This window comes from Marivita lacus (assembly GCF_014637725.1).
GTDB classification, from domain to species: Bacteria; Pseudomonadota; Alphaproteobacteria; order Rhodobacterales; family Rhodobacteraceae; genus Marivita; species Marivita lacus.
Map to the genome: position 1 here is coordinate 26,651 of NZ_BMFC01000007.1, position 13,228 is coordinate 39,878.

The following is a 13,228-nucleotide window of genomic DNA, read 5'->3' on the forward strand; positions in this document are numbered from 1 at the left end:
TGAAAATGGAGGCCCGGTATACGCCGGGCCTTCGTTGAAGGTGTCACATTCGCCAATGGTGTCACTGCCACCGACTTTGAAAAACCGCGCCGCTTATCGCGTGATCAGGACGCGTCATCCAAAATCAGGCAAATCCCCACGATTCAGTGGAGGATCAGAATTTGTGTTGGATGTCAGTGCGCCTCTTGAATGTTCGAAAAAAGCCCCACTGAACATTCAGTAGGGCATTTCGTTCATAAGCGTTGTCATGGTTCTCTTGCACTGGCGCAGGTTGGTTCGAATACTTGCTGCGAGTCGCTTTGTTCCCATGCCTTATGTAACGGGCGTCTGCTGGTGTGAAAGCCGCTGCCATCTGTCGTCATCAAGCAAATAGGTTGAGGCACAAAGTGCTTTGGAGATCGGCACGTCAGGTTTTTCTGCCGAAACGCGGTATGTGAGAATGGCGATGGTACCACGAAACGTCAGACGCCGTTCGCTGATGGAGACAGACCGCCATCCGGTCCGATCTCGTAAGTGGTTCCAGATCAGATCGCCTTGGAGGATACCCGGTGGATACGGGAAGATCATGACGGCGTTGGTGGCTGTCGTCGCACGGGCATTGTCTGCTCCACTGGTCCAGAACTGTTCCTCCATGTCCCACAGGATCTGTTGTTCGTTTGGCGGCAGTGTACCGGATTTATGTGCAGCATGAACGGGCGTCTTCACTGAAGGGTTGGACAGGTTCATTTGGCCACCCCCGATCCGACCAACATCCAAAGTTGAAACAGCACGAAAACGAACGTGAGGATCGTCCAGAGCGCGCGGCCCGGGCCGCGGCGACCGACCAGAGCCAGAGAGGCTGACCCATTAAAACTACGTATCGCCGCTTGTTCCGGAAGCAGCAGACTAAGTTCCTTGGCCATTTTTCCGTGATCATTCCCGAGCGAGGGGACGTCTTTGAATTTGGCAAGCAATTCCCCCAGCCTTTTGTGTGCGGCCTCGTCGCCCAGGATGGCAAGGTCGGCGCTCTCGCTCCAGGGATCAAGCTCGAGCCGTGCCAGCGCAGAGAGAACTGTCACCGCTGACCCGTTCCGGTCCTCGCCGACAGACGCAAAAAGAAATCGTTCGAACTCGGGTGGGTTAGGGTTGAGAATAGTGGTTCCGCGCATCGTCATTCCAGTTCTGGCTTGGGGATCACAGGGGGTCTCAATCGCGCAAGCGTACGCGGTCGCCGATCCGTCTGCCCTTACACAGGTCAGTATGCGGAGCCGTCTGAGCGATTTCACGCCGAACGAATGGCCAAAGTCTGCCGCCAAGTGCTCGGGACTAACCTGCATCAGTACTGGATTGCCGAATCTGAGGTATAAGCCGAAAGTTGTTCACTTTTGCTCATGCTCGATTGAGATATCTGCAAACGTGACCTGCGGCGCACCTGCACATCATACCTGAATCGGAGACCGACATGCGCGCGAGCCATCTCACTGTCATTTACCCACATCCCTTCAGCCTGTCGGGATATCCGCACGAATTGCCGGCCGGACAATACGAGGTTCTTGTCGAAGAAGAGACCGTCACGGTGCGCGGCGTGCCCGTCTTTCGGTGGACGGCGGCATATCTGACCCTGCCCCGCACGAAAGGTGAGGCAGGTCGTAGAAAACGCCGCCCGCTCAACGGGGCAGACCTTGTCACAGCGATGCAAAACCGACTTCCCCCCAGTCAGTACCAATAGCACGGCAAGTCTTTCTCCGCAGGAGTATTTGAGGTAAGCATTCCCGAATGATTCAAGCTTGGCATCTATGGCGCAGCGATTGGTGTTGAGCGATGTTCGTTAGTGTTTTCTTACGCTGTGCCCAATCAAAATCCACATGATCCGGACTATCCGGATTTGCAATTTCTGCGTTTGAGGCTTGGAAAACCGCGGTTTTCCGGGGTGCCAAAATGGGGGAAAAAGTGAGCCGGTCTAAGGTTCAGGTCTAATCGTGAAATTTCACTTAAGCATATGATTTGTAGAAGGTAATTTTTGATCTGCAACTCGCTTGTGCGGGGTGTCTGCATGGAGTCTCATATGCACAAAAAAGTGCATATGTATTATAGGATATTATATACCTGATTTCACTTTTAATTCAAAATTATGCTGTGTGCATTCTCACTGAAGATCGAGCAACAAACGCACCTTCTCGGCAAGTTGTTTGCGGCGGTAGGGTTTGCTCAGCAATTGCACACCCGGGTCGAGTCGACCTTGATGCATGATGGCTTGTTCCGTGTAGCCCGAAGTGAAGAGCACCTTTATTTCTGGACGCATCTTGAGGGCAATGTCGGCGAGCTCGCGACCGTTCATTCCATCTGGCATCACGATATCGGTGAACAGCAGGTCGAAAGACTGCGTCTGCGTCAGGGTTTCAATCGCTTCGGGTCCGGATCCCACGCCAACGACCTTGTATCCGAGCCCCAGCAACTGGGAGATCAGGTGCTCGCGCACCAACATGTCGTCCTCGACCACGAGGATACTCTCCGATCCACCGACGAGATGTTTTCCCGTGTCTGAAATTTGGTCAAGAGTGGCCTCTCCAGTCGCGCGCGGGAAATACAGCTTGATCGACGTGCCTTCGCCAGGCTCGGAATAGACGTTGATGTAACCACCCGATTGCTTGACGAAGCCGTAGACCATGCTCAGTCCCAGTCCGGAGCCCTTGCCGACCTCCTTGGTCGTGAAAAACGGCTCGAAGATGTGCGACAGGACATCCGTCGGAATGCCCTCTCCTGTGTCGGTGATGGTAATCATCACATACTGGCCGGGAATGACGTTGTACCCACGGGCACTATAATCCTGGTCAAGCGCGGCATTGGCGGTCTCGATTGTAAGGCGACCACCTTCCGGCATCGCGTCGCGGGCATTCAGTGACAGGTTCAATATTGCAGCATCGAGTTGTGACGGGTCAATTTCTGTCCGCCAAAGACCATCAGGACAATTCAGCCGGATATCGATATTTTCCGACAGCGTGCGACCCAACAGCCCCTCGGATCCGCGGATCAAGTCATTCACATCCATCAATTGCGGCTTCAGAGGCTGCTTGCGCGAAAAGGCAAGAAGCCGGTTGGTCAGATCGGCGCCGCGCTCCGCAGCGGTGATGATCATCTCTGCAAGCGTCCGCTGCGGCTCGCCGAGTTCATCGCCGAGAATCTCGGCATTGCCCAATATTATCGTCAGCAGATTGTTGAAGTCATGCGCCACGCCGCCGGTCAACTGCCCTACAGCCTCCAGCTTCTGGGACTGGCGCAACCGGTTCTCGGTGTCTCGCTTGGCGGTGACATCGGACATGCTCCCCGTCAGGCGAACTGCCTTGCCTTCGGCATCGCGGATGATGAAGGCGCGATCGACAACGATCAGCGGGAGTCCGTTTGCGTGCATGAAGCGGTATTCCTCGGTCCAGCTGTTGGCTGAGCCAGCGATCACAGCGTGAACACTTTCCAGAACCCGCGTCTTGTCCTCGGGATGTATCCGGTTGACCCAGGAGTCCGAACCGGGCTCCACCTGCGCCGGATCGTAACCGAAAGTCGATTGCAGGCTTTCGTTCCACCATTGCGTGTCGGCGATCATGTCCCAGTCCCGGATCGTCTCGTTCGTGGCCTTTGTCACAAGGGAAAAGCGCTCTTGGCTGACACGGAGCTCAGCCTCGGCGCGGCTCCGCGCGACGGCCTCCCACAACCGCTCCGCGACTGCTTCCGTCAGCGTGACGTCGCTGGACTTCCATGGGTGCGGGCTGGAGAAGTAGACCCCCAAGATTGCCCGAAGACGACCCTCCTTCAGCAGCGGAACCTTCAACAGGCTGCCGATGCCAAGATCTTCGAAAGCGGCAGGCGGGTCATTGCCTGCGATACGCTCATCCTCGAGAACGTTCTCGATGACGAGTGTCCGGCCCTCTTCGAGATGGTCCAGAACCCGGTGCCCAAAATCCTCGACGCGGTAGCCTCCAACCTGCACCGTCACCTGTTCATTGCTCCAGACACGTGGCAAGATCCGGTGTTCGTCGCTGTCATCGATGTCGGCGTAAAGCACCCAGGCGGCATTCAATTGCTTGCCAAGCGCCTCGCAGGTCATGTCGATCAGGCTTTCCGGGCTTGCCTCTCCACGCTGCCGATCGAGGAGGTCGAGGATGAAGCCGCGACGGACTTCCCGTGCATTCTCCTGTCGCTCGGTTGCCCGCTCCTCTGTCAGGTCGTCGATGGCCAGAAGGATGAGCTGATGGGTATTGATGCGGCGCGCGTTCAGCATCATGACACGATGCCCGATATCATCGAAGTCGTGTTCGACCTCGAACCCGTTGAAGGTGTCGTTGTCGGGCAGAACGTCCTCGAGCAGTTCACGCAGCTTGGGGATGTCCCACTGACCGTTGCCGAGCTCATACACAAGCCGGCCCTCCGTCTCCTCGCGGTCGACCGCGAATGCGTCGAAGAACGTTTCGTTTGCCCTGAGCACCTTCAGATCCTGGTCGAGGACCAGGAAGGATACCGGCGCGGCGTCGATGATGATCTCGGCCAGGTGCTTCTGCCGTTCGGTCTCGTGGCGGTGATCCTCCTGCGCGGTGATGTCGTCGATCGACATCAGTATCAGCGCGGGACTGAGTTCCGGGATCTGGCGCGCGTTTATCATCATGATCCGCCGACCTATGGTCTCGAAGCGATGATCCACCATGAAATCCTCGACGACCTCACTGTTCGGAAGGATGTCCTCGAGTAGCGTGCGCAACCTTGGAATGTCCCACTGTTGGTTCCCAAGATCATAGATAATGCATCCCTCTGTATCGACGGCTTTGACGTCGAATGTGTTGTAGAACCTCTTGTTGGCACCCCTGACCACGAGTTCGCTATCCAGGACGAGGAAGGGCTGCCGCATCGTGTTGAGAATGGACTGCGCGTCGAGGTTGCTCATGGAAAAGTCGCGATCTTTTGCGCTCTTTGCGGTACCATCGTCGGGGTGCTTCATCTATTTCTTCCTGATGTGTGGGAAGTGGGCTCTGGTCTTGACTCCCTCGCGTAATATTAGCGTCCATGCGATGGTAGCGTCCTTAATCTGGGTTAGTGGCCATTGATTATGGTCGCCAGCGTGAGCCAAAAGCAGATACGTGCGGTGAAGTTTCGTGCAAGGAGGCGTTGGTTTGGTGCGCTACTGCTGAATAGTCAGTGATCCAACCGTGAGTGGCCACCAAACGGCATAGGCCGAGAACCGAAATCTGCGATCCGGGTCAAAGCGGTCAGTGGCTTTGATCAGCCCAATCTGCGCCTGTTGCACCAAATCCGGGTCAGCCTCCCCGGTCCCTCGTTTGAGGCGCTTTGCGATCGAAGCCGCCAATGGAGCGAATGCGCGGATCAGATGATCACGAGCGCGTCGGTCGCCATGCGACTGCCATGCGCAAATCAATGACCGCTCCTCGTCAGCAGATAGCATCCCCGAAGATCGGACGTGCCGGGTCCCGTGGATGAGAGTCCTGACAGGTTTGTTCATGGCCAAGCTCATTTAATTTTGAAGCGATACTGAATCCTGGATCTTGAGATTGTCAAAATGATTTCGTTTCGCTATTAGTTTGTCATGATCGATGAACCACAAACGCCAGACCGGATCGCAGAATTACTTGTTCATGTCGGGCGCGCGGCGCGGAGCGAAGATACAGACTCCGGCCTGACGGCCGCCCAGTGGACCTGCCTGCGCTTTTTCGCTCGTGCCAACGGCAGCACACGTACTCCTTCGGGGTTCGCCAGCTTCCAGGCAACGACCCGTGGCACGGCATCGCAGATCATCAAGTCGCTGGAGCGCAAGGGGCTGGTGACGGCGACTCGCTCGGACCGAGACCGTCGCAGCGTGTTTTTTGACCTGACAGGTCGCGGGCAGGCAATGCTTGCCAATGATCCGCTGCGACACCTGATTGACGTGATCGACGGGCTTGCCGCCATCGAGCGCGACAGCTTCCTGACAACATTGTCCCGTTTGGCCGCAACATTGGCTATTCATCGGGACGCTCCTGCGTTTGGGACGTGCCAGGATTGCAGCCATTTCGCGTCATCCGGCGATACGGCCTATTGCGCCTGCATGGCCGAAGAACTGGCGGCCGTAGACATCCCGAAGCTCTGCGCAAGCTACAGGCCGACCCGCGCAGTACAGAGTCAAGGAGACCAAAATGGCGCAGACTGAACTGCCCGCTGAGCCCCGCATGATCGCCATCAGCAGTGGCAAGGGTGGAGTGGGAAAATCCACAGTCACAGCAAATATCGCTGTTGCCATGGCCGAGGCGGGCTTGCGCGTCGGAGTGGTGGATGCGGACATCTACGGGCCATCCATCCCGCGCATGCTGGGGATTCCTGCAGGCAAGCCAGCGATGTCGCCCGCACAGAAGGTGATCCCGGCCGAGGCGCATGGGGTGAAGGTCATGTCTATGGCCATGTTATCGGACGATGACTCCCCGGCGATCCTGCGTGGGCCCATGGTGACGAAATACCTGCAGATGTTTATCCGTCAGGTGGAATGGGGCGCGCTGGACGTCCTGTTGCTTGACCTGCCGCCGGGCACGGGCGACATCCAGCTGACCTTGGCGCAGGCCTTTCCTCTGACGGGCGCCGTGGTCGTCAGTACTCCACAGGATGTCAGCCTCAAGATTGCGCGGCGAGGCCTGCGCATGATGGAACAGGTCAAGGTACCGATCCTTGGCGTGATCGAGAACATGAGCGGCTTTACCTGCCCGGAGTGCGGGACGGTGACGCATATTTTCCACGAGGGTGGCGGCGAAGCCATTGCGCGAGAGCTTGGCGTGGAATTCCTCGGCAAGGTACCTCTTGACCCGACAGTGGTCGATTGTGGCGACGACGGACGGCCGTTGGTTCTCGCCGCACCGGAGAGTTCTGCAGCCGCCGCGTACCGGAGCATCGCCACCAGGTTGGCCGGAAGCGCCTGCGACATCGTAGGGATCGCGACGCCCTTTGCGTGGACACTTACCGACGACACCGGAAAACCGGCGCCTGTACAGGCCCTGGTAAGTGGTCCAGCCGACCGCCTCGCGGCTCTGGATCATGCCGACGGCGCGCTCCTTTTGCGATGGGCCGACGGTGCAGATCAACGGCTGACAGACCGCGATCTGCGGCTGGTCTGCCAATGCGCACAATGCCGCGACGAAATGAGCGGCAAGCGGATTCTGAATCCTGAAAACGTGTCGCTGAATATCAACCTGACCCGAGTCTGGAGCGTCGGCAACTACGCGCTCGGCATGGCCTTCAGCGACGGCCACGATACCGGCATATACACCTTTCAGGCATTACAGACGATGGCGGGGACGGAACTGGAGGATGTCTGACACCGCCATCCGCCGCCGCATCCGGGCCCAGTCATCGGAAAACGATCCTGATGTCATGGGCTTTGTCTTGGACATCCCGATCCAGGAGGGTGCGTTGGTCTGGTTCGAAGCCTCAGACGATGCCCCGCTGGCACAGGCACTTTTTGCGTTGGACGGGGTCGTCCGCGTCGAAGTGAGCGACACCACAATCTGGGTAAAGAAACGCCCTGACGCTGACTGGACACACCTCAAGCCCCGCATTGCCGAAGGGATCCGACGCGTGCTCGACGAAACAGACATGCCACTTGGCGGGGAAAGCGTGGTCGCGGCAAGCCCGGACGAAGGCCTGCGAAAGGCCGTCGAGGATTTGCTGGACCGGCAGGTCAATCCGGCGGTCGCCGCCCATAGCGGCCATATCTCGGTAGACAAGGTCGAAGGGTTGACCGTGCACCTGCGCATGTCCGGCGGCTGTCAAGGCTGTGCTGCATCGGCAGTCACGCTCCGAGAAGGGGTGGAACGCATGCTGCGCGCCGCCTTGCCGCAGATCGACCGGATCATCGACGTCACGGACCACGCGTCAGGGGACAACCCGTTCTATGCCCGTGACGATGGACCCTCGCCGTTCCTGAACAGACCCGTCCCCGAAGGCGTCATCAGATGGGAGGATGGGCAAATAACAGTGGACCCCAACTATCTGGCGCCAAAGCTCGGCATCACCGCCGAAACTCTTCGCGCCGGATTGCGTCGCGGGGAGGTCGTTGGCGTGACCGAAACCGGCGAAGGCACGGACAATGGCAAGACCCGGATCATCCTTCGCACCTCGACCCGCGCCTGGGCAGCAGAAATCGACTCCACCGGCGCTGCCCGCGAGATCCCGCCCCCGCGCGTGATCAAGACGGCAGCAAGCAACGAGGTCGATTTGACAAACCGCGTGCGCGCACATCTGGAAGGTCTCAACGAGAACTCCGCTCCAATCACATACGGTGCATTGGCGCGTGCGCTCGGTTTGTGGGCGCCAGGCTCCGTCGGCAGGGTCACTCGGGCCCTGGAAACGACGATGCGGCAAGACGCGGCTGCCGATCACCCTTTCATCGCCGCCCGCGCGGTCAGCCGCGGACACAACAATCTGCCCGGCAAAGGCTATTTCGATCTCGCCCGCGCTCTCTCGCGCGGACCGCTGGAAGGTGAAAGCGAGGCAGAGTTTCACACCAGAGAACTCCGCCGCCTGAACGAGATCAGGACCAATCAAACACCTTCCGGCGCTGTCACCGTGAACACACACATCTAACCACAGCACATGTTTCTGATCATATCCGCCGATGTGAAGGATTTTCGATGCCGGCCGCAGTGCACGGTTCCAGGAGGATGGCGTGCGCCCCCGATGGCGGTCAGCGACGGCGTGATGTGCCCGGGCTGACGGGCAACGCGTTTCGCCAAGCATTCAAGCTCTTGCAGCGCCGACAGATCCGTTCGCCAAAGCCTTCACTCCAGAAAACACTATCGCATCTCAGGCAAGGACGTTCTCGAGGTATGTCGCCCAAGGCCTTTTCTGGCGCGTTGCACGGCGCTGCCGCTTCAGCCATAGCCCTGTTCGCCGTCATATCTGTTCTGCTGCGAGGCACATCCGCAAGGGCTGCGACGTTTCCGGTCGCGAGGGCATGCCTTCGTTTTCGGCAACCTGGATTGACGCATTTTCGCGTGCTCGTTGGTAGGCCAGCTTGGGGTCCAGCACATCCAGGTCGGACTGTGGCGTCCGGAGCCCAGAATAGAGATGTCGCAGATGCGCCACGGAGACGCCGTCAGCCTCCATCACGAGACGCACTATCGGATCTGCCAGCATTTCTTCGAGCAAGAAGTCGGATAACGCCTTGCCCGTCAGCTTGTCCTTGGCACGTATGTGGTCCAGGTCCGCAAGCGAAACGGTCAGGGTCCTGGTCAGTCCAGGATGTGATACCCGAGGATGTAGATTGACCAGAACAGAGGCCTTCCAGGCTTCGGGATCCTCTTGATCTGGGGGTGAAACGAGCTCGGTTTCGATGTCGTATTCCCCCGCTGGCAGTGTCTCGCCAAATCCTGGGACGGTGAACGGTCGGGCGAAAACCGCAACGGTCTTGCTCGTCTGATCTTCCATCGACGTGATCCTCCATGTTGTTGCTGCGGGTGGTTCGCACCCCCTTTTGAGAATGGGGCGCGTGGCTTGTATACGTCTCAAGATGTCTTGGACGTCGCAGGCGCTTCCTTGCCGACGGCATTGGACTCGTTCTGCTTGGCAGGGGTCTTTGCTGCTTCGGCAGGCCTCAGCTTCATTGCCGCCGAAGCCCGTGCTGTCAGGTCCTTGAGGGACATGTCATCGACCCTTTGATTGGCCGACGTCAACTCCTCGTCCATGGTGGACCGGGAGGCTCGACAAAAGTACTACTATCTATATGGGGACTGGCCCCCCAATTTACGACGGCGCAGGTCGAAGAAAACCAAAGTCGATTAGGCCAATTCATCGGTCCAGACCTTGAATTCCGTCAAAATGTTGTGCCCGAATGTCTGGGTCAAAGGCACATCGGCGGTATCGCGGTAACGCGCGATCAGAATTCTCGCAAACCTCGGTTTGTTGTTGCGCGGGTCGAACATGTGCCATTCACCAGTAAACCATGTTGGCCTGAGTGCTGCGGCGTCATTCGATCTGCCTCACGCGCCCGGACTAACCTGCGTCAGTGCGCCGGGGCGTTGATATCGGCTAGGTGAAATGTGCCCGCCGAATATCTGGTGGGGCAATTTTCCGAGTACCCGCGAAGCATGCGGGCGTATCAAACCCCAAAAGGTCAGGATGTAAGCGTGCTTCTTATTGCTCGGAACGTCCAGAAAGGACATTCCAAATGACACCCCAACAGACCAAGACAGCCGACAAGATGACGTCAGTGAAAGCCGCCTGGGACAAGGCACCCTCAGGCCCGAAGAAGGACTCGGCGCTGAAGCATTACCAGGCAGCTGAGAAGGCAAACACGGCGAAGAACGACACCGAGACCAACAAGGAACTCGATGCGGCGACCCACGCCCTCGCGTGACCTTCTGCGTCTGACGTGATCACTGGGGCCGTCTGCCGAAAAGGGAGGGCGGCCCTCTCATCTAAGACGTGGTTCAATCTGATCCAGATATGCCGGATCGAACTCGCCTTGATGCACCATATCGCATCCCGCGACGAAGGATCGACGACGCTGGTGCAGTTGTTCAAGGACGGCCAGCTCGACCTCCGACAGGGTGACGAAGGCAGAGAGCTTGCGCGTCAGAGGGCTGTGTTCAGCTGATGCCATGGGGCCTCCCGGCGCGTCGTGACCCAAGAGCGGAAATGGGCCCACACTGCTCTGGATCAGTTCAACATAGAAAACTTCCTGAAAGTGTACGGATGCATGTGAACCTGACCTTTCCCCGGTTCACGATGCCAGGGAAGGAACCTCCGATGTCCACGGCGAACGAACATGCAGGCCAAGCCGCCCTATCCATCTGCGAGGCGCTCCTGCTTGCCTTGAACGATCGCGGGTTGCTGCCGGAGCACGAGACCATGGGGGTTCTTCGCAACGCCGCAGCAACGCGAGAGAACGCCATCGGCACCGAACTCGAAACGGAAAGGCACCGTGCCGTCGCGAGCTTGATCAACGCGATCTTCGTTGGCGGTGACTGGGTACGACGCTCGTGAAGTCCACCTTCGACGAACTGCAGGAGCAGTTATGGGCGTCACATGATTGAAAGCCAAAAGATATTCTTTGAGACGCTATTGTAGAACCGCTCTCGAGCCATCATTTCGATAACATTGGCACTCCGGTATGGCGAGTGCCAAAGCACATCCGAACATCGCCATGCTCCCTAGGACATCCGAAGAAGGAGCACTAAAATGTCGTTCACTCCACTCCACGACCGGGTTCTCGTCCGCCGCATTGAAGGCGACGCGAAAACCTCAGGCGGGCTCATCATCCCCGACACCGCAAAAGAGAAACCGCAGGAGGGTGAGATCGTCGCAGTCGGCGCTGGTGCCAAGGACGAGGATGGCGAGCGCATCGCCATGGACGTCAAGGCCGGCGACCGGATCCTGTTCGGAAAATGGTCAGGAACCGAAATCAAACTGGATGGCGAAGACCTCATGATCATGAAGGAGAGCGACATTCTCGGCGTCATGACCTGACCCCGACAGCGACGCCGAAATTTCATTCTCAGGAGCACCCTACCATGTCCGCCAAAGACGTCCGATTCAGTACCGATGCCCGCGACCGCATGCTCAAAGGCATCAACACGCTGGCCAATGCCGTGAAGATCACCCTCGGCCCCAAGGGCCGGAACGTTATCATTGACAAATCCTGGGGTGCGCCGCGCATCACAAAGGACGGCGTGTCCGTCGCCAAGGAAATCGAGCTGTCGGATCCTTTCGAGAACATGGGCGCGCAAATGGTCAAGGAGGTCGCGCAGCGCACCAATGACGAGGCTGGCGACGGAACCACGACCGCAACCGTACTCGCCCACGCGATTGTCCAGGAGGGCATGAAATCGGTCGCCGCAGGCATGAACCCAATGGATCTCAAGCGTGGGATCGACAAGGCCGTTGCTGCGGTAGTGGCCGAGATCAAGACCATGTCCCGACCGGTCGGCGACAGCGACGAGATTGCCAAGGTCGGCGCCATTTCGGCGAATGGAGAGGTCGCAATCGGTCGTCAGATCGCAGATGCGATGGCCAAGGTCGGCAATGAAGGCGTGATCACCGTCGAGGAAAACAAGGGACTGGAGACCGAAACCGAAGTGGTCGAGGGCATGCAGTTCGACCGTGGCTATCTGAGCCCCTATTTCATCACGAATGCTCAGAAGATGCTCGTAGAGCTGCAGGACTGTGTCATCCTGCTTCACGAAAAGAAGCTGACCTCTCTCGCATCCATGGTGCCGCTGCTGGAGGCTGTGATTCAGGCCGACAAGCAACTGCTGATCGTGGCCGAGGACATAGAGGGCGAGGCGCTTGCCACGCTGGTCGTCAACAAGCTCCGCGGCGGGCTGAAGGTCGCAGCCGTCAAGGCGCCCGGCTTCGGAGATCGCCGCAAGGCGATGATGGAAGACCTTGCCGTCCTTACGGGCGGCCAAGTGATTTCCGTAGAGATGGGCATCAAGCTTGAGAATGTCACAATGGACATGCTCGGCACGGCGAAGAAGGTCGCGATCACCAAGGATGACACAACGATCATCGACGGTGCCGGCGACAAGGACGCGATCGCGGCACGCGTCACACAGATCCGGGCGCAGATCGAGGAAACCACTTCGGACTACGACAAGGAGAAGCTTCAGGAACGCCTGGCCAAGCTTGCCGGCGGCATTGCGGTGATCCGGGTCGGAGGGGCAACCGAGAGCGAAGTGAAGGAGCGCAAGGACCGCGTGGACGATGCGCTGAATGCCACCCGCGCTGCGGTTCAGGAAGGTGTCGTACCCGGTGGCGGGGTGGCCCTCATTCATGCCGGTAAGGTGCTGGCGACGCTGAAGGGTGAGAACAATGATCAGGATGCCGGCATCAAGATCATCCGCCGCGCGATCCAGGAACCGCTGCGCCAGATTGCTGGAAATGCCGGCGTCGACGGATCGGTCGTCGTTGGTAAGGTTATCGAGAACGACAGTCCTACCTTCGGTTTTGACGCGCAAGCCGAGGTTTACGTGGACATGCTGAAGGCCGGTGTGATCGATCCGACGAAAGTCGTCCGGATCGCACTCGAAAACGCCGCGTCCATTGCCGGGCTATTGATCACGACCGAAGCGATGGTCGCGCAAAAGCCCGAGAGGTCCGGTGCCGGAAGCGAAATGTCCGGCATGGGCGGCATGGGCGGAATGATGTGAACGGCGGCGTCCCATGGTCAGGAGCCCTGGGACGCCACTCCACTGTGCTGATGCACATAAATACCAATCACTGCGTC

Annotated in this window: 15 protein-coding genes; 7 read left to right on the plus strand and 8 right to left on the minus strand. The window is 58.4% G+C overall.

The features are described from left to right. Nucleotides 1-312 precede the first annotated feature (312 nt). The 4 genes from IEV82_RS13725 to IEV82_RS24030 all read right to left on the minus strand — a co-directional run bounded on the left by IEV82_RS13725 (nucleotide 313) and on the right by IEV82_RS24030 (nucleotide 5,494). Entirely contained in the window at nucleotides 313-726 is a 414-nt protein-coding gene (locus IEV82_RS13725; RefSeq protein WP_229747799.1) for a hypothetical protein, read from the minus strand. Further along, nucleotides 723-1,148, minus strand: a complete 426-nt coding sequence (locus tag IEV82_RS13730) for a hypothetical protein (RefSeq protein ID WP_188482610.1) — start codon at nucleotides 1,146-1,148, stop codon at nucleotides 723-725. The genes IEV82_RS13725 and IEV82_RS13730 overlap by 4 nt, the downstream gene beginning before the upstream one ends. A gap of 977 nt (nucleotides 1,149-2,125) precedes the next feature. Continuing rightward, nucleotides 2,126-4,963: an ATP-binding protein gene (locus IEV82_RS13735; RefSeq protein ID WP_188482611.1), complete on the minus strand. Its 2,838-nt coding sequence runs from the start codon at nucleotides 4,961-4,963 to the stop codon at nucleotides 2,126-2,128. Nucleotides 4,964-5,143: 180 nt separating this feature from the next. Beyond that, on the minus strand, nucleotides 5,144-5,494 hold the full coding sequence (locus tag IEV82_RS24030) for a sigma factor (RefSeq protein ID WP_373285228.1): 351 nt from the start codon (nucleotides 5,492-5,494) through the stop codon (nucleotides 5,144-5,146). A gap of 72 nt (nucleotides 5,495-5,566) precedes the next feature. Between IEV82_RS24030 and IEV82_RS13745 the strand changes: the two genes are divergently transcribed. Genes IEV82_RS13745 through IEV82_RS13755 form a run of 3 tightly spaced genes read left to right on the plus strand, consistent with a single transcriptional unit; the run spans nucleotide 5,567 to nucleotide 8,586 of the window. Beyond that, nucleotides 5,567-6,166, plus strand: a complete 600-nt coding sequence (locus tag IEV82_RS13745; RefSeq protein WP_188482613.1) for a MarR family winged helix-turn-helix transcriptional regulator — start codon at nucleotides 5,567-5,569, stop codon at nucleotides 6,164-6,166. Continuing rightward, nucleotides 6,153-7,319 carry an MRP-like and DUF971 domain-containing protein gene (locus IEV82_RS13750; RefSeq protein ID WP_188482614.1) on the plus strand — a complete coding sequence of 389 codons (1,167 nt, stop codon included), beginning with the start codon at nucleotides 6,153-6,155 and terminating at the stop codon, nucleotides 7,317-7,319. Before IEV82_RS13745 ends, IEV82_RS13750 begins: the two co-directional genes overlap by 14 nt. After that, complete coding sequence (locus IEV82_RS13755; RefSeq protein WP_188482615.1) at nucleotides 7,312-8,586, plus strand: DUF6522 family protein; 1,275 nt, start codon at nucleotides 7,312-7,314, stop codon at nucleotides 8,584-8,586. Before IEV82_RS13750 ends, IEV82_RS13755 begins: the two co-directional genes overlap by 8 nt. 309 nt (nucleotides 8,587-8,895) lie before the next feature. Here the strand turns inward: IEV82_RS13755 and IEV82_RS13760 are convergent, their stop codons facing one another. From IEV82_RS13760 to IEV82_RS13770, 3 genes are all read right to left on the minus strand, one after another. Next, nucleotides 8,896-9,429, minus strand: coding sequence for a hypothetical protein (locus IEV82_RS13760; RefSeq protein ID WP_188482616.1), 534 nt, complete (start codon nucleotides 9,427-9,429; stop codon nucleotides 8,896-8,898). A gap of 77 nt (nucleotides 9,430-9,506) precedes the next feature. Then, nucleotides 9,507-9,644, minus strand: a complete 138-nt coding sequence (locus tag IEV82_RS13765; protein WP_188482617.1) for a hypothetical protein — start codon at nucleotides 9,642-9,644, stop codon at nucleotides 9,507-9,509. A gap of 135 nt (nucleotides 9,645-9,779) precedes the next feature. Continuing rightward, nucleotides 9,780-9,923 carry a hypothetical protein gene (locus tag IEV82_RS13770; protein ID WP_229747800.1) on the minus strand — a complete coding sequence of 48 codons (144 nt, stop codon included), beginning with the start codon at nucleotides 9,921-9,923 and terminating at the stop codon, nucleotides 9,780-9,782. A gap of 245 nt (nucleotides 9,924-10,168) precedes the next feature. On the opposite strand from IEV82_RS13770, the gene IEV82_RS13775 reads away from it, so the two are divergent. Further along, the gene (locus IEV82_RS13775; protein ID WP_188482618.1) at nucleotides 10,169-10,357 is read left to right on the plus strand and encodes a hypothetical protein; all 189 of its coding nucleotides are present in this window, start codon (nucleotides 10,169-10,171) and stop codon (nucleotides 10,355-10,357) included. Nucleotides 10,358-10,414: 57 nt separating this feature from the next. Here the strand turns inward: IEV82_RS13775 and IEV82_RS13780 are convergent, their stop codons facing one another. Continuing rightward, nucleotides 10,415-10,603 carry a hypothetical protein gene (locus tag IEV82_RS13780; RefSeq protein ID WP_188482619.1) on the minus strand — a complete coding sequence of 63 codons (189 nt, stop codon included), beginning with the start codon at nucleotides 10,601-10,603 and terminating at the stop codon, nucleotides 10,415-10,417. Nucleotides 10,604-10,749: 146 nt separating this feature from the next. Here IEV82_RS13780 and IEV82_RS13785 point away from each other — a divergent pair, with 146 nt between their 5' ends. The 3 genes from IEV82_RS13785 to groL all read left to right on the plus strand — a co-directional run bounded on the left by IEV82_RS13785 (nucleotide 10,750) and on the right by groL (nucleotide 13,151). Next, nucleotides 10,750-10,986 (plus strand): hypothetical protein, encoded by a 237-nt coding sequence (locus IEV82_RS13785; protein WP_188482620.1) that lies wholly within the window; start codon nucleotides 10,750-10,752, stop codon nucleotides 10,984-10,986. Between the two features lie 195 nt (nucleotides 10,987-11,181). Continuing rightward, entirely contained in the window at nucleotides 11,182-11,469 is a 288-nt protein-coding gene (locus tag IEV82_RS13790) for a co-chaperone GroES (protein ID WP_008556373.1), read from the plus strand. A 44-nt stretch (nucleotides 11,470-11,513) separates the two neighbouring features. Continuing rightward, on the plus strand, nucleotides 11,514-13,151 hold the full coding sequence (gene groL / locus IEV82_RS13795; protein WP_188482621.1) for a chaperonin GroEL: 1,638 nt from the start codon (nucleotides 11,514-11,516) through the stop codon (nucleotides 13,149-13,151). Nucleotides 13,152-13,228: the final 77 nt, after the last annotated feature.